This window comes from Devosia ginsengisoli (assembly GCF_024707105.1).
Classification (GTDB): Bacteria; Pseudomonadota; Alphaproteobacteria; order Rhizobiales; family Devosiaceae; genus Devosia; species Devosia ginsengisoli_A.
The window spans coordinates 1-14,612 of record NZ_JANQAJ010000002.1; the positions used below are offsets into that span (position 1 = coordinate 1).

At 64.3% G+C, this 14,612-nt stretch carries 14 protein-coding genes and 2 riboswitches; of the genes, 6 read left to right on the forward strand and 8 right to left on the reverse strand.

Annotated features, from left to right (window positions below):
- Nucleotides 1–2: 2 nt before the first annotated feature.
- The 5 genes from NVV79_RS00240 to gcvPB all read left to right on the forward strand — a co-directional run bounded on the left by NVV79_RS00240 (nucleotide 3) and on the right by gcvPB (nucleotide 5,287).
- Nucleotides 3–467 carry an ATP F0F1 synthase subunit B gene (locus NVV79_RS00240; RefSeq protein WP_303985089.1) on the forward strand — a complete coding sequence of 155 codons (465 nt, stop codon included), beginning with the start codon at nucleotides 3–5 and terminating at the stop codon, nucleotides 465–467.
- A gap of 132 nt (nucleotides 468–599) precedes the next feature.
- A riboswitch (glycine riboswitch) is annotated at nucleotides 600–688 on the forward strand.
- Nucleotides 689–786, forward strand: a riboswitch (glycine riboswitch).
- A 59-nt stretch (nucleotides 787–845) separates the two neighbouring features.
- Complete coding sequence (gcvT, locus tag NVV79_RS00245; RefSeq protein WP_303985092.1) at nucleotides 846–2,015, forward strand: glycine cleavage system aminomethyltransferase GcvT; 1,170 nt, start codon at nucleotides 846–848, stop codon at nucleotides 2,013–2,015.
- A gap of 10 nt (nucleotides 2,016–2,025) precedes the next feature.
- Complete coding sequence (gene gcvH / locus NVV79_RS00250; protein ID WP_303985094.1) at nucleotides 2,026–2,391, forward strand: glycine cleavage system protein GcvH; 366 nt, start codon at nucleotides 2,026–2,028, stop codon at nucleotides 2,389–2,391.
- A gap of 8 nt (nucleotides 2,392–2,399) precedes the next feature.
- The gene (gcvPA, locus tag NVV79_RS00255) at nucleotides 2,400–3,743 is read left to right on the forward strand and encodes an aminomethyl-transferring glycine dehydrogenase subunit GcvPA (RefSeq protein WP_303985096.1); all 1,344 of its coding nucleotides are present in this window, start codon (nucleotides 2,400–2,402) and stop codon (nucleotides 3,741–3,743) included.
- Nucleotides 3,740–5,287, forward strand: a complete 1,548-nt coding sequence (gene gcvPB / locus NVV79_RS00260; protein ID WP_303985098.1) for an aminomethyl-transferring glycine dehydrogenase subunit GcvPB — start codon at nucleotides 3,740–3,742, stop codon at nucleotides 5,285–5,287. Before gcvPA ends, gcvPB begins: the two co-directional genes overlap by 4 nt.
- Nucleotides 5,288–5,396: 109 nt before the next feature.
- On the opposite strand, the gene NVV79_RS00265 is transcribed toward gcvPB, so the two are convergent.
- The 4 genes from NVV79_RS00265 to NVV79_RS00280 form a co-directional block, all read right to left on the reverse strand.
- A complete protein-coding gene (locus NVV79_RS00265) occupies nucleotides 5,397–6,089 on the reverse strand; it encodes a class I SAM-dependent methyltransferase (RefSeq protein ID WP_303985100.1) in 693 nt (230 codons plus the stop codon).
- A gap of 231 nt (nucleotides 6,090–6,320) precedes the next feature.
- Nucleotides 6,321–6,908, reverse strand: a complete 588-nt coding sequence (locus tag NVV79_RS00270; RefSeq protein ID WP_303985102.1) for a hypothetical protein — start codon at nucleotides 6,906–6,908, stop codon at nucleotides 6,321–6,323.
- Nucleotides 6,909–6,931: 23 nt separating this feature from the next.
- Nucleotides 6,932–7,426 carry a peroxiredoxin gene (locus NVV79_RS00275; RefSeq protein WP_303985104.1) on the reverse strand — a complete coding sequence of 165 codons (495 nt, stop codon included), beginning with the start codon at nucleotides 7,424–7,426 and terminating at the stop codon, nucleotides 6,932–6,934.
- 123 nt (nucleotides 7,427–7,549) lie between these two features.
- Nucleotides 7,550–8,365 carry a protein-disulfide reductase DsbD domain-containing protein gene (locus tag NVV79_RS00280; protein WP_303985106.1) on the reverse strand — a complete coding sequence of 272 codons (816 nt, stop codon included), beginning with the start codon at nucleotides 8,363–8,365 and terminating at the stop codon, nucleotides 7,550–7,552.
- Nucleotides 8,366–8,489: 124 nt separating this feature from the next.
- Here NVV79_RS00280 and NVV79_RS00285 point away from each other — a divergent pair, with 124 nt between their 5' ends.
- Nucleotides 8,490–9,065, forward strand: a complete 576-nt coding sequence (locus NVV79_RS00285; RefSeq protein ID WP_303985108.1) for a YqgE/AlgH family protein — start codon at nucleotides 8,490–8,492, stop codon at nucleotides 9,063–9,065.
- Here the strand turns inward: NVV79_RS00285 and NVV79_RS00290 are convergent.
- The 4 genes from NVV79_RS00290 to NVV79_RS00305 all read right to left on the reverse strand — a co-directional run bounded on the left by NVV79_RS00290 (nucleotide 9,062) and on the right by NVV79_RS00305 (nucleotide 14,548).
- A complete protein-coding gene (locus tag NVV79_RS00290; protein ID WP_303985110.1) occupies nucleotides 9,062–10,078 on the reverse strand; it encodes a bifunctional diguanylate cyclase/phosphodiesterase in 1,017 nt (338 codons plus the stop codon). The two genes, NVV79_RS00285 and NVV79_RS00290, sit on opposite strands and share 4 nt — an antisense overlap.
- Complete coding sequence (locus NVV79_RS00295; RefSeq protein ID WP_303985112.1) at nucleotides 9,975–11,942, reverse strand: diguanylate cyclase; 1,968 nt, start codon at nucleotides 11,940–11,942, stop codon at nucleotides 9,975–9,977. Before NVV79_RS00295 ends, NVV79_RS00290 begins: the two co-directional genes overlap by 104 nt.
- A 754-nt stretch (nucleotides 11,943–12,696) precedes the next feature.
- Nucleotides 12,697–13,275 (reverse strand): GNAT family N-acetyltransferase, encoded by a 579-nt coding sequence (locus tag NVV79_RS00300; protein ID WP_303985113.1) that lies wholly within the window; start codon nucleotides 13,273–13,275, stop codon nucleotides 12,697–12,699.
- A 43-nt stretch (nucleotides 13,276–13,318) separates the two neighbouring features.
- Nucleotides 13,319–14,548 (reverse strand): pitrilysin family protein, encoded by a 1,230-nt coding sequence (locus NVV79_RS00305; protein WP_303985286.1) that lies wholly within the window; start codon nucleotides 14,546–14,548, stop codon nucleotides 13,319–13,321.
- Nucleotides 14,549–14,612: the final 64 nt, after the last annotated feature.

A 14,612-nucleotide genomic window follows, 5' to 3' on the forward strand; every position in this document is an offset into this window, starting at 1 on the left:
CGATCTGGGCGACCATTTCGCTGGTTATCTTCATCGGTATCGTCATCTATTTCGGCGTGCCGAAGATGATCACCAAGATGCTCGACCAGCGCATCGCGCAGATCGAAACCGACCTGGCCGAAGCCAAACGCCTGCGTGAAGAAGCCGAAGCCCTGCTGGTCGAATATGAGCGCAAGCGCGTCAGCGCCGAGGGCGAGGCCGAAAGCATCGTCACCGCCGCCAGGGAAGAAGCCAAGCGCCTGGCCGACGACGCCAGCGTCAAGCTGGCCGACCTGATCGCCCGCCGGACCAAGGCCGTCGAGGACAAGATCGCCCAGGCCGAGGCTCAGGCACTCGGTGAAGTGCGCGCCAGCGCCGCCGAACTCACCGTCTCGGCTGCCCGCATCGTGCTGAACCAGCAGATGGCCAGCAAGGGTGACGACCTCGTCGCCAAGGCCATCGAGGATGTCGGCGCCAAGCTCAACTGAGCGGCAACGCAGAACAGATCAAAGGGCGGGCATTTATGCCCGCCCTTTTCGTTTGCGCTACAATCGCCGTCGAGCGCCGCAAGGGGACAAGCATAAAGGCACGTTGACGCGCCCCGGAATCTCGACCATGTTGCGGCCACTGCGGGAGAGATTGGATTTTCTCCAGCGCCGAAGGAGCAACCGCCCCGGAAACTCTCAGGCAAAAGGACCGCAGCACACTACAACTCTGGAAAGCGGACCGGCACGTTGCACGGTCCCACCGAAGGAGCAACCGGCGCTCAGCCGGGAAATCTCTCAGGTGAGGAGGACAGAGGGGGCACGATTTCGCCGTATGGCGAAACCAGTCGTGTCGCCTTGTTCAGTTTCCAGGATGTGTTGATGGCCGAAACCTCAGCCGAAAACCTCAAGACCACCCCGCTTTTCGAGCGCCATCAGGCTGCAGGCGGCCGCATGGTGCCGTTCGGGGGCTATTCGCTCCCCGTGCAATATCCGTCCGGCATCATGGCCGAACACAAATGGACCCGCGAACAGGCCGGCCTGTTCGACGTCTCCCATATGGGACCGAGCTTCCTGGTACTCGACAATCCCAGCGGCAACGCCGAGGCCGATCATGCCGCCATATCAGCCGTCATCGAACCGCTGATTTCAAGCGACATTGCCGGCCTCAAGCCTGGCCAGATCCGCTATTCGCTGCTGCTCAACGACAATGGCGGCGTGCTGGACGACCTGATGGTCGCCCGTTCGCCGCTGGTCGCAGGAGGGCTCTATATCGTTGTCAATGCCGGCACCAAGGATGCCGATTTTGCACGCATCGAAGCGGCGGCGGTCGGCAAGGCCCGCCTGATCCGGGCCGATAGCAATTATGCCCTGCTCGCCCTGCAGGGGCCGGAAGCGGTCAATGTCATGGCGCAGATCGCGCCCGGCGCGACCGATCTCGGCTTCATGACCTACAATGCCTTCGACTGGGGCAGCGACAAGATCGTGGTCTCGCGTTGCGGCTATACCGGCGAAGACGGGTTCGAAATTCTGGTCGTCTCGCGTGACGCCGTCGCGCTGTGGGATGCCCTGCTCGCCGATCCTCGCGTCAAGCCGGTCGGGCTCGGCGCCCGCGACAGCCTGCGACTCGAGGCTGGCCTGCCGCTCTATGGCCACGACCTGGACGAAACCGTCTCCCCCGTCGAAGCCGATCTCGGCTTCGCCATCTCCAAGCGCCGCCGCGAGGTCGGTGATTTCCCCGGCGCCGCCAGAATTCTCGCCGAACGCGAAAACGGCCCGTCGCGCATCCGCATCGGGCTGATCGTCGAAGGCGCCCCGGCCCGCGAAGGCGCCGAAATCCTCGATGCCTCGGGCAATGCCATCGGCGTCGTCACCAGCGGTGGTTTCGCCCCGTCGCTGGGCAAGGCCATTGCGCTGGGCTTCGTGCCACCCGCCCATTCCACCCAGGGCAGCAAACTCCAGGTGTCGGTCCGTGGCCGCGCCCAGCCGGCCGAAGTGGTTCCCACCCCCTTCGTGCCGCATCGCTATTTCCGCAAAGCCAAAGCCAGTTGAGAGGCCAGCCATGACCACCAAATTCACCCCTGACCACGAATATATCCGCGTCGAGGGCTCGACCGGCATTGTCGGTATCACCAATTATGCCCAGGAAGCCCTGGGCGACATCGTCTTCGTCGAGCTGCCCAGCGTCGGCAAGGTGCTGAAGAAGGGCGACGAAGCTGCCGTGGTTGAAAGCGTCAAGGCTGCCTCGGAAATCTATGCCCCCGTCGCCGGCACCGTGACCGAGGTCAACGAAGCCCTTTCGAGCGAACCAGGCCTCATCAATGCCGATCCGGAAGCCGGCGGCTGGATCTACAAGATCGCCATATCAAATGCCGGCGAGCTCGATGGCCTGCTCGACGCCGCCGGCTATGCGGACCTGACGAAGTAAGAGGCATCATGCGCTACCTCCCCCATTCCGACCATGAACGCGCCGAAATGCTCGGCGTCATCGGCGCTGCCGATATCGACGCACTGTTCAGTGCCGTCCCCAAATCGGCGCTCAAGAGCTTCGATCTCGGCCTGCCCGCCCATAGCCCCGAATTCCTGGTCGAAGCCCATATGCGGGCTCTGGCCGGCAAGAACCGCGCGGGCGCCGATGGCCCGTTCTTCGTCGGTGCCGGCGCCTATCGCCACCATGTGCCGGCCACGGTCGATCACCTGATTCAGCGCTCGGAATGGCTCACCGCCTATACGCCCTACCAGCCGGAAATCTCGCAGGGCACCCTGCAGATGCTGTTCGAGTTCCAGACCCAGGTAGCCAAACTCACCGGCATGGATGTGGCCAATGCCTCCATGTATGACGGCTCCACCGGAACGGCCGAGGCCGTGCTGATGGCCCGCCGCCTGACGCGCCGCAACAAGATCGTGCTGTCGGGCGGTCTCCATCCGCATTACCGCGACGTGGTTCGCGCCTATCTCAAGGACGATGCCGATCTGCAATGTCTTTCCGCCTCGCCGGAAGGCCAGGGCGACATTCTCGACCATATCGACGAACAGACCGCTGCCATCGTCATCCAGACACCGGACTTCTATGGCCATCTGCGCAATCTCAAGGTCGCGGCCGATGCCGCCCATGCCAAGGGCGCGCTGCTGATCGTGGTCATCACCGAAGTGGTGTCGCTCGGCCTGCTCGAGGCGCCGGGCGCCTATGGCGCCGATATCGTGGTGGCCGAGGGGCAGTCCATCGGCAATGCACTCAATTTCGGCGGGCCCTATCTCGGCCTCATGGCGACCCGCAAGGAATTCATCCGCCAGATGCCAGGCCGGCTCTGCGGGGAAACCGTCGATGCCGAAGGCCAGCGCGGCTTTGTGCTGACGCTCTCGACCCGTGAGCAGCATATCCGCCGCGAGAAGGCGACATCAAATATCTGCACCAATTCGGGCCTCTGCGCCCTCGCCTTCTCCATCCATATGGCGCTGCTGGGCGAAGCCGGCTTCACCCGCCTCGCCCGCCTCAATCATGAGCGCGCCTGCAAGCTGGCCGATGCGCTGGCCGCGGTACCGGGCGTCACCCTGCTCAACAAGAGCTTCTTCAACGAGATGACCATCCGCGTGGCCAAGCCGGCGGTGGAGGTTGTCGAAGCGCTTGCCGCCCGCGGCATCCTGGCCGGTGTGCCCGCCAGCCGCCTTGAGCCTGACGACCAGAACACCGCCAACCTCATCATTCTGGCCGCCACCGAACTCACCACCGATGCCGACATCGCCGCGCTCTGCGCCGCCCTTGCGGAGGAACTGCAATGAGCATGAACAATCAGGGCCGCCCCACTGGCACCGGCACATCGAGCTTTGCGGCCTCTACCGGATCGGCCCTGCTGCCCAACGAACCGCTGCTGTTCGAAATCGGCGACACCGAGCATTCGGGCGTCGATCTACCGGATGTCAGCATCTCGACCAGCCGTCTCGGCGGCTTCGAACGCAAGATGCAGCTCGACCTGGCCGGGCTCACCGAGCCCGAGGCGATGCGCCATTATGTGCGCCTGTCGCGCCTCAACCACTCGATCGACAGCGGCATGTATCCGCTCGGCTCGTGCACGATGAAACACAATCCGCGCCTCAACGAGAAGATGGCCCGCCTGCCCGGCTTTGCCGATATCCATCCGCTACAGCCGGTTTCGACCGTGCAGGGTGCGCTGGAGTTGATGGAGCAACTCAGCCACTGGCTGATGACGCTCACCAATACGGCCGCCGTGGCGTTGACGCCCAAGGCCGGCGCCCATGGCGAGCTGCTGGGCATGATGGCCATCAAGGCGGCGCAGGATGCGGCCGGCCAGGCCCACCGCAGGATCGTGTTGGTGCCGGAAAGCGCCCATGGCACCAATCCGGCCACCGCAGCTTTCCTCGGCTATACCGTGAAGGCCATCCCCGCCCGTGACGACGGTACGGTGGATGTGCAAGCCGTCAAGGATGCGCTGTCATCAGACGTGGCGGCGATCATGCTGACCAATCCCAATACCTGCGGCCTGTTCGAGCCTCAGGTGATCGAGATTGCCGAGGCGGTGCATGCGGCCGGGGCGTTCTTCTACTGCGATGGCGCCAATTTCAACGCCATCATGGGTGTCGTCCGCCCGGGCGATCTCGGCATCGACGCCATGCATATCAATCTGCACAAGACCTTCTCGACGCCCCATGGCGGCGGCGGTCCCGGTGCCGGCCCAGTGGTGCTGTCGAAAGCGCTGGCGCCATTCGCGCCGGTTCCGTTCGTCCGCAAGGGCGATAACGGCCTCGAACTGGTCGAGCATGCCGAGGGCGATGCGTTGGGCCGTATCACCGCCTTCCAGGGCCAGATGGGCATGTATGTCCGTGCGTTAACCTACATGCTCAGCCATGGCGGCGACGGGCTGGCCCAGGCGGCGCAGGATGCGGTGCTCAACGCCAACTATATCAAGGCCCGCCTCGCCCACGCCTTCTCGGTGCCCTTTGGCGATTATCCGACCATGCATGAAGCCCTGTTCGATGACAGTTTCCTTGCCGGGACTGGAGTCACCACGCTCGACTTCGCCAAAGCGCTGATCGACGAGGGCTTCCACCCGATGACCATGTATTTCCCGCTGGTCGTGCATGGCGCCATGCTGATCGAACCCACCGAAAGCGAGAGCAAACAGACGCTCGACCACTTCTGTGCCGTGATGGAAGAGCTGGCCGCCGACGCCAAGGCCGGCAATGCCGCGCGTTTCACCTCGGCCCCGCTCAAGGCGCCACGGCGCCGGCTGGACGAAACCCGCGCCGCGCGCTCGCCGATCCTGAAATGGGAGCGGGTGGAGGAATTGCCGCAGGCAGCGGAATAGTTCGAAGGGCGGCAGGTGACTGCCGCCCTTCTCCCTTCAAGCCAGCTTCACCGCCTGTAGCCCCAGGAACAGCGGAAATTCCCCCGCTGCGCGCCTGTCGGCCTTGCTCTCACCCTGCGCCGGCAAGTCGCCGATCTCTCTTATCCCCGTCAGCGCCATCCCTGCCATACTCAACGCCTCGGCATAGGCACCGAGCGGCCGGTGGTAGCTGCGCGTGGTGCCCTTGCCATGGCTCTGCATCGGCACGGCCAGCGGTGTCAGATAGGAGTCGAGCCTGCGGAACTTGAGCCCCCCTGCCCTCGTCCCAGCCCCAGCCGCTCTGCCGCGGCACGCGGAAGCAGGGATGCAGCATCACGATGGCCAGCCGCCCGCCGGGCTTCAGCAGGCTCGCGGCACTGGCCATAGCTGCATCGAGCGGATTGATATCCTGGATCGAGAGCAGGAAGCAGGCCGCGTCGAACCCGCTCGCCGGCAGATTGGCGTGGCGCGGCAGGCGCGTCACGTCGCCCACCAGAAAGCGGCCGCTGTCGCCATGGTTCTTCCGCGCCTCGGCGATCAGCCGGGGCGACAGGTCCACGCCGACGAAGCGGGCGCCCCGTTCCGCGACCGGCGGCGCCAGTATGCCCGGCCCGCAGCCCAGGTCGGCGATATGCTCGCCGGCTCGCGGATCGAGCATTTCCAGCAGCAAGGGCACGGCGAGGGTGCGGTGGTAGCGGCTGCCATTGCTGCCGGTCCAGCCGGCATACCAGTGCGCCACGGCGTCCCAGCTCTGCGAGCGGGCACGATTGATGTTTCGTTTCATGATTGGTCTCGGTGTCTCGAAAGCTGTTTCGAGAAGCGAGACGGCGTCGGTTTCGGAGATCGGCCTCACAGCCTTGCGGCCGGAACCCCGCATGCGCGCTCACACCGGCTGCACGGCAGCCGGATCAGCGGTCATGGATCGACACCGCCCTCAGGCGGTGCGGATACGAATGAAGTAGATCGCGGTTCTGGTCATACCGGCTCCATAGCCTGCCTAAGGCGGCAAACGCAACTAGCCCCTGGTATCGAAGCCAACCCAGATGGTGATTTCTTCGCCGCCCAGATAAGGAATGGCGACGTTTTCGATGACCTTGACGAATTCGGCCGAGCGGGCCGGCGCGGTAATGGAAACCGGCAGAGTGTATTTCTCGGAGAACACCGCCTGCCCGTCACGCTCGACGGCAAAGCGGATCGGGGCATTGACCGAGGACTGGTTGCCGGCAGGGCCGAGCAGCACACGGCCGACGACGCCCATATTGACCGTGATCAGCCCGTTGGACACCACGCAATTGCGCGAGGTTTCGTCGATCACACCCTGATATTGCAGCGTCCGGGCGTCGCCCACGCGACCGCTGCCATAGTAGAACATGGCCTCGCCGCCAGGGCGGATACGGATCGGGGGGCACTGCGTGGCGATGGCGGGCAAGGCGCTGCTTTGCGCCTGGGCCACCGCGGCCGGCGTGGCCGTAGCGTTCTGCAATTGCTGGTTCTGCGTGGCATTACCGCCGCCAAACAGGCCGCCCATCGAGCATGCTGCTAGCAGCGTCGCGGTGGCGCAGGCGGCAGTCAGACGCAGCGTCAGGGAAAGGAACTGGTTCATGAGGCTATCTCCTGACGCAAACACTAGCTTCTGGCGGCTTCGAGCGCCATGAGAATGGCGGGCGCACCGCTGGCATTCACGCCCGGCGCGTCTTCGACGAAAACGGCATCGACGACGCCGTTGCGGATCAACATGGCCGAGCGCGCGAAGCGCTTGCCCATGCCGGAGCCCGACATGTCCTTGGCGAGCCCGAGGGCTTCGGCGAATTCGGCATTGCCATCGGCGATGAAGTCGATCTTGCCCAGTGCGCCGGAGGCTTCCGCCCAGGCTTTGATCACATGATGATCGTTGGCCGCGGCGCAGACAATGCGATCGACGCCGGCGGCGCGCAGCTTGGCCTCGTTGGCGATGAAGCCGGGGAGATGATTGACATGGCAGGTGGGCGTGAAGGCGCCCGGCACGGCGAAGAATACCACGAGCCCCGTTCCGAGAACGGCATCGCTGGTCGTGTCCGTCGCCCCTTCGGCATCTACAAGCTTTACCCGCACGGACGGAACCGGACTGCCGCGTTCGATCATAAAAGGATGCGCCCCATGATTCAGGCCACCGGGCGGCGGCCATTGCTCGGTCTCAAGTGCAATCGGGATAAGCGGCTTTGGCGCCGCCGACAAGGCCTATTGCCCCTTTCCCCCTCACACCGTTCAGTCGGCCCGGGGTACCGCAATGGTACGCCTGACCTCGAAAGCCCCCATATCCGTCAGGAATGTGAGCTGAACAGCCTGGTTTTCCAAGTCAAATTCATCGGCCTTGCCCAGGATGGGAATGAGCACTAGGTGCGGTTCCGGGCTTTTTTGCGGCGTGCCGAACAGCGGCTCGCCACCATCCGTCGCGGCGATCAGCGAGGCGGGGTCGACGCCGGGATCGTCAATCCGCACCGCCAGCATGCCGGCGTCGCTCCACAATTCGACATCGCCAATGGGCTGCCGGTCCTCCGCCCATTCCATAGGCGTCGTAGCCAGGGCCTGGCGAAGGCGCAGCCCATTGGGACGATCCGGCGCGGCATCGGCCAGCGGCAGGGAGAAACGCGCCTGGGCCGGCACGCAGATATCCGAGCAAATGCCAAGGACGGCGCTGAGTTCGGCATTGGGCGACCCCGGCTGCACCGTCAGTTCCACCGGCAGGACGGTGGGGCCGAAATAGGCGTAGTCGAGATAGTCGGCGGTTTCCTGCCGGGTCGGGTAAGGCCAGAGAATCCGGTTGCCGAGCACGCCCGTCGAGCCGGCAAAGTCCAGTTCGGTCGGCAGGCCCGTATCGCCGGGAACGCGCCAATAGGTCTTGTCGGTCTCGGGCATGTCGATTTCGAGCCCAATCAGCGTCGTGCCATCGGGCTTGATTTGCCCGGTGCTGATCAACCGCAACTTCACGCCGGGCGCGACCTCCTGCCAGGCGGTTTCGCCCGCATGGACGGGACCGGCAAGCAAGGCAAGGCTGAGGGCAAGCAATATGGGATGACGCATGGGAAAGGGATTAGCGCAGGAACGGGTTTAGAAATAGCTGATGGTCCATCATGCCTTCGTGAAGCGCGGCCCGATCAGGCCAACGTAACTTGGCAGGGGAGCCGACCATGCCTACAATTAGCGCATGAATTCGCTCGAAGGACAATTTCTTGTCGCCATGCCTGACATGAGTGACGAGCGCTTCGCGGAAAGCGTCATCCTGCTCGTCGGCCATGGCGACGAGGGCGCCATGGGTATCGTGGTCAATCAGGAACTGGCCAATCTGCGCTTTGCCGACATTCTGGACGAGCTCGACCTGGGCGATCCCGATGCGGTCATCCGCCTGCCCGATTCCATCCGCCAGCGCATGGTTATGCGTGGCGGGCCGGTGGAAAAGGGCCGCGGCTTCGTGCTGCATTCGCCGGACTATCGCAGCGGCAATACCTATCCGGTGACCGAGGGCATCTGCCTTACCGCGACGCTCGATATTCTCAAGGCCATGGCCTTCGGGCCGGCGCCGCGCGCGTCGCTGTTCGCCCTGGGCTGCTGCGGCTGGAGCGCCGGCCAGCTCGAAGGCGAGATCGGCGACAATGGCTGGCTGACCGCGCCGTTCAGCCCGGCTTTGCTGTTCGAAACCCCGGTGGAAGAGCGCTATGATGCGGCCCTGGCCAGCCTGCGGATCACCCGGGCGAGCCTGAGCCCCGACGCTGGCCACGCCTAGCGACCGAGCTGGGTCGCCAGCTTCTTGCCGAACTCGGCTCCGGTCATGGCCGCGCCGAAGGCGAAGCCCTGGGCATAGCGGCAGTTGAGCTGGCGCAGCCGTTCGATCTCGTCCAGCGTCTCGACGCCTTCGGCAATCACCATCAGGTCGAGGTCGGCAGCCAGCGCCACCACCGCCTTGATGATCGGCCCCTGCGTATGGGCAATGCCGGTCGTGCCGCCCATGCTGACGAAAGCCGCTGGAATCTTGATGGTGTCGAACGGGAAGCGGTGCAGGTAGCTCAGCGACGAGTGGCCGGTGCCGAAATCGTCGAGCGCCAGGCCCAGGCCCAGATTGCGCAGGGCCTGCAGCATATAGGCGGAATGCTCGGGATTGGTCATCACCTGGCTCTCGGTAATTTCGAGCTTGAGGTGGCTGGCCAGTTCCTTGTCCTGGCTGACCAGGCTGCGCATGTCGTTGAGCAGGGTCTCGGTCGCCAGTTGGGTGGGCGACAGGTTGACCGAGATGAAGAATTCCTCGGGCAGGCCAAAGGTGGTCATCCAGTCCTTTGCCTGTGCCGCCGATTGCTCGAAGGCCAGCCGGCCGAGCTTCTCGATCTGACCCGACCGTTCGGCCAGCGGCACGAATTCATCGGGATTGACCACGCCACGCGTCGGATGAATCCAGCGCATCAGCGCTTCCGCCCCGGCGATCTGGCCGGTCTGGATATCGGTCACCGGCTGGAACTGCACATGCAGTTCGCCCTGCTTCATGCCGCGCTCGAGATCTTCCTCGCTGGCGCGGTTATAGGCCGCGATGGAGCGGGCCGAGGCGCGATAGGCCTCGATACGGTCGCCGCCCAGGCGCTTGGCATAGTACATGGCCAGTTCGGCATCGCGCAGTACATCGGCCGCCTCGGCCGGATTGCTGTCATAGATGGTGACGCCGATGGAGGCCGACAGCGATAGATCGTGGTCGCCGAAGTTGAACGGGGCCTTCAGCGCCTTGCGAGATCTGTTCGGCGGTTTCGGCAATCTTGCCGGCGGCCTGTTCGGAGGCGAGAATCACCGCGAACTGATCGCCGGTGATACGGGCCACCGTATCGAGCGGACGCATGATGCGGGCGATGCGGCGGGATATGGCGAGCAGCACCGAATCGGCGGCCGAATGGCCGATACGCTCTTCGAGCTCCATGAAACGGTCGATATCGATGAGGAACACTGCCGGTTTGGTGCCACCCGGCGTCCGCGCCCGGACAAGGGCGCGCTCTAGCCGATCGAGGAAGAGTTGTCGATTGGGCAGGCCGGTCAGGCTGTCATGCACGGCGTCATGCAACAGGCGCTCGCGGGCCGCGCGATCCTCGGTCACGTCCTGCAGAGTGCCGACGATGCGGTTGACCTGACCGTCGCCGCCCAGCACCGGTTTCACCCGCATGCGGAAGCTGCGATAGCTGCCATCGTGTCCGGCCACGCGCATATCGGCCGAAACCTTGCCACGGCGCAGTTCGACCAGTGTGTCGAAGGCGGTGCGGAAGCGGTCGCGGTCATCGGGATGCACGCGATCGAGCCAGCGCTTGATGGCGCCGCGCAGCGCGCCGCGCTTTTCGCCGAGGCGGGTGGCCAGTTCGTCGCTGACCGAGACGCGGTCGCGCTCGATATTCCAGTCGAAAACGAAGTCGCCCGAACCGGTGAGGGCCAAAGCGCGCCGCTCCACCTCGGACAAGGTGCCGATAGAGACCTGCCCCTCCGAAAAGGCGTGCTGCACGGCGGTAAAGCCGAGCAGCATGACGATGAGTACGAGGCCACCGCCCACGGCCGGCTGCGCCACGTCATTGGAGACCTGCCCCGTCACTACCAGCCAGGAATAGAACAGCCAGGAAATCAGGATGATCCAGGTGGGCACCAGCAGCACGGCGCGGTCATAGCCGCGCAAAGCCAGCAGCAGGATGAGGAAGAAGCCGGAGACGCCGAGCAAAGCCAGCACGAGCCGGGCGATGGTTGCGGCTATGGCGGGCTGGAAGAAGGCAAAGGCGAACAAGGCCAGGAACAAGGCTGCAAGGCCGAGCGCCAGATGGATGAAGCGCAGGTGCCAGCGATGCAGGTTCAGATAAATGAACAGGAACCCCGCTAACGTCGTCGCTATGCCCGCCTCCGCTGCGGCGCGCAATGGCTGCATACCGCCCGCCGGCAGGCCGAGGACGCGTCCGAGCACACCGAAATCGATCAGCAGGTAAATGAGCACCGCCCAGGCAAAGGCGGCAGTGGCCGGAAAGATGCCGCGTCCCTTGACCACGAACATGATGGTGAGGAAGACCGCCGCGAGCGAAGCGACACCCAGCACCACGCCACGGAACAGGGTGAAGGAGTTCACGTAGTCGCGGTAGCCGTTGGGCTGCCACAGATAGAGTTCGGGCAGTTGCGCGCCTGCCAGTTCGGCCACGAAGGTCACGGTGGCGCCGGGGTCCAGCGTCACTTCGAAAACGTCGGCCTCGCTGTCGGTGAGGCGGACGGGACGAATGCCGGCGCTCGGCGTCAGCGCCTTGAGGCGGTCATCGCCGAGATCGGGCTGGAAAATGCCCGAGCCCGGCAAGCGGAAAAAGGGCGCCACAAGCAGGCGCTCGATCTGCTGGTCACTCTCGTTGCGCAGCGCAAACAGCGCGAAATTCGGGTTGGTGTCCTGCTCGCTCGCCAGCACCTCGATGCGGCGAATGATGCCATCTTCCCCCGGGGCGGTGGACAATTGCACACGACCGTTGGTGCCCGGCTGGATCTCGATCACCTCGGACAGATTGACAGCATTGACGTCTTCGGGGACCGAAATGACTTCGAAGGCGGCGGACGGAGCAAGGGTGGTCAGCGCGAAGGCAAGCCACACCGCGAGTGCAAAGAGATGACGCATCAGGGGCGATTATATCCTGCGGTAGGCTTCATTGTGGCAGCGTTCCGGCGAAAGAGTGCAAGCGCATCAGACGCTGAACGGCATCCTCTTGGCGGGAGCGCCCTTTGGTAGCGGGGAATGGCCCGTGCGACAAGGCTGGCGGCATGTTGCTGAACCGCAACAGTTATGACGGCGGGACACGCGAAAGCGCCGCCTGCAATGCGGTTTTCACGGGAGATGGGCGGCCTTTGGACCAAGAACTGTCGACATAGAACGGACCAAAGGCCGCCCATCACGGGTCTGGAGTTTCCTCACCGGGTCCGGACTCAGGTGGGACTGTATCGCAAGCCCAGCTGCCGACTTTCTGCCCGGCCAAACGGGCGCCCCCGTCTCCAGCCTCCCCGCCCGGCCCTGCGTCGGGGCCGCGTGAATGGTGGGGATGGGTGGCAGTATGCAGCAGGTTTTGGGGGCGGGGATAAGATGGATAAGTCGGGGCGCCCTCGACACCCCCACCCTGCTCGATTCAACGGACTTAGCGAAGGGCTAAGTCCTATCTCGCTTCCCTCCCCACAAGGGGGAGGGTGGGGCCGGTGGACGCTGAAGCACTGAGCGACGCACGGAATGTGGTCATGCGCCTCCCTCCCCCTTGTGGCGAGGGAATGAGGGTGGGTGTTTGGCCCGACCTACCTTGCGGCCGTGGCGCGATCTCGGGATGGATCCCGGTTCGAGGTCGGGATGACGTCGGGCGGGATCGTGCCTTTCCCAATCACGCCGCCTATACCCGGCGCAGGTAACGGTCCATTTCGTAGCGTTCCTTGGTCAGACCGAACAGGACATGGTCTTCCCAGCGGCCGTTGATCTGCAGATATTTTTCGGCAAAACCTTCTTCGGCAAAGCCATTTTTCTCCAGCACGCGGCGGGAGGCGGTGTTGCCGGGCAGGAAGGCGGCGTGGACACGGTGCAGGTCCAGCGTATCGAATATGAAAGGCAGGCTGACGCCCACCGCCTCGCTCATCAGGCCCTGGCCGGCGAATTGCTGGCCCATCCAATAGCCGAGATTGACGAATTGCGCGGCGCGACGGCGGATGTTGGACAGCGTAATTCCGCCCACCAGGGTCTCGCGCTGGCCATCCGCGAGGAAGATGAAGAAGGAGTAATCGGTGCCCTCCTCCGCCTCCTCTCGGGCCCGCTTCACACGGGTCACGAAAACGCGGCGGCCCAGATCGGCCTCGGTCCAGCGCGGCTCGAACGGCCGCAGGAAATCCCGGCTGGAGTGGCGCAAAGTGTACCAGGGCTCAAAATCGGCCATCTGCGGCAGGCGCAGCAGCACGCGCGGCCCACGCAAAGCGATCAAAGGAGCGGGGGATGTCCAGGGCCACAGCATGGCGTTCCGGGCCTCAACGCTTGAGATGGTCGCCAATGGCACCGACATCGGCCAGATTGCCGATCGGCCCGATGCCCGCCAGCGTGGGCGTGCCCTGCGTGAAGATCTGTTCGGCTACATCCTGCACGCGCCTCGCGGTGATGGCATTGATGCGATCCACCGTCTCCTGCATGGGAATGGGGCGGCCCCACAGGATTTGCTGGCGCGCCAGTTGACCGGCGCGGGCGGACGGACTTTCCAGCGACATGAGCAGGCCGGCCCTGATCTGATTGCGGACGCGGATCACCTCGTCATCGGTGATGCTCTCAGTGGCGCGCTTCAGCTCGTCCAGCACGACGGGCACCAGTTCGCCCACTTCATCCTCGCCGGTGGCCGCGGCAACGCCGAACACGCCGCTATCGGCGAAAGCCCAGTGGAAGGAATAGACCGAATAGCAGAGGCCACGCTTCTCGCGGATTTCCTGGAACAGGCGCGAACTCATGCCGCCGCCCAGAATCGAGGCCAGGACCTGCGCGGCATAGAAACCATCAGCATTATAGGCGCGACCCTCGAAGCCGACGACGATATGGGCCTGTTCGTGGTCGGAGATCAGCCGTTCCTCGCCGCCGTGATATTCGGCGCGCTGCGGCGCCGGGGCGCCATTGGGCTTGAGGTCGGCAAAGCGCTGGCGGGCGACATCGACCAGTTCGTCATGGTCCACATTGCCCGCCGCTGCCATGACCATATGGTCGCCGACATAGTTGCGGCCCATATATTTGCGGATGGTGTCGGGATTGAATTCGCGCACCGAATCCACCGTACCGAGAATGGTGCGGCCGATGGGTTGCACGGGAAAGGCTGCGGCCTGGAACAGGTCGAAGACGTGATCGTCAGGATTGTCGCGTGCGGCGCCGATCTCCTGGACGATGACCTGTTTCTCGCGGGCGAGTTCGTCATCCTCGAACAGGGAATTCTGCAGGATGTCCGCCAGAATATCGGCCGCGAGAACCACGTCTTCCTTGAGGACGCGGGCGAAATAGCCGGTATGTTCGATGGAGGTGGCGGCGTTGAGATCGCCCCCGACATTCTCGATAGCCTCGGCAATCTGCAGCGCCGTCCGCGAGGTGGTGCCCTTGAAGGCCATGTGTTCAAGCAGGTGCGAGATGCCGTGCTCGGCCTTGCGCTCGCTGCGCGCCCCGGCCTTGACCCAGACGCCAAGAGAAGCACTTTCGAGATGCGGCATGTCGTCAGTCAGGACCACCATGCCGTTATCAAGGGTTGTCGATCGTACGCTCACGCTAGGCTCCTCCAAGAGGCCTGGCGGTCGG

Bases quoted from the DNA above. Each gene is read 5' to 3' on its own strand.
- gcvT (WP_303985092.1), top strand. From the start codon at position 846: ATGGCCGAAACCTCAGCCGAAAACCTCAAGACCACCCCGCTTTTCGAG.
- gcvH (WP_303985094.1), top strand. From the start codon at position 2,026: ATGACCACCAAATTCACCCCTGACCACGAATATATCCGCGTCGAGGGC.
- gcvPA (WP_303985096.1), top strand. From the start codon at position 2,400: ATGCGCTACCTCCCCCATTCCGACCATGAACGCGCCGAAATGCTCGGC.
- gcvPB (WP_303985098.1), top strand. From the start codon at position 3,740: ATGAGCATGAACAATCAGGGCCGCCCCACTGGCACCGGCACATCGAGC.
- NVV79_RS00265 (WP_303985100.1), bottom strand. From the start codon at position 6,089: ATGAAACGAAACATCAATCGTGCCCGCTCGCAGAGCTGGGACGCCGTG.
- NVV79_RS00270 (WP_303985102.1), bottom strand. From the start codon at position 6,908: ATGAACCAGTTCCTTTCCCTGACGCTGCGTCTGACTGCCGCCTGCGCC.
- NVV79_RS00275 (WP_303985104.1), bottom strand. From the start codon at position 7,426: ATGATCGAACGCGGCAGTCCGGTTCCGTCCGTGCGGGTAAAGCTTGTA.
- NVV79_RS00280 (WP_303985106.1), bottom strand. From the start codon at position 8,365: ATGCGTCATCCCATATTGCTTGCCCTCAGCCTTGCCTTGCTTGCCGGT.
- NVV79_RS00285 (WP_303985108.1), top strand. From the start codon at position 8,490: ATGAATTCGCTCGAAGGACAATTTCTTGTCGCCATGCCTGACATGAGT.
- NVV79_RS00295 (WP_303985112.1), bottom strand. From the start codon at position 11,942: ATGCGTCATCTCTTTGCACTCGCGGTGTGGCTTGCCTTCGCGCTGACC.
- NVV79_RS00305 (WP_303985286.1), bottom strand. From the start codon at position 14,548: ATGGTGGTCCTGACTGACGACATGCCGCATCTCGAAAGTGCTTCTCTT.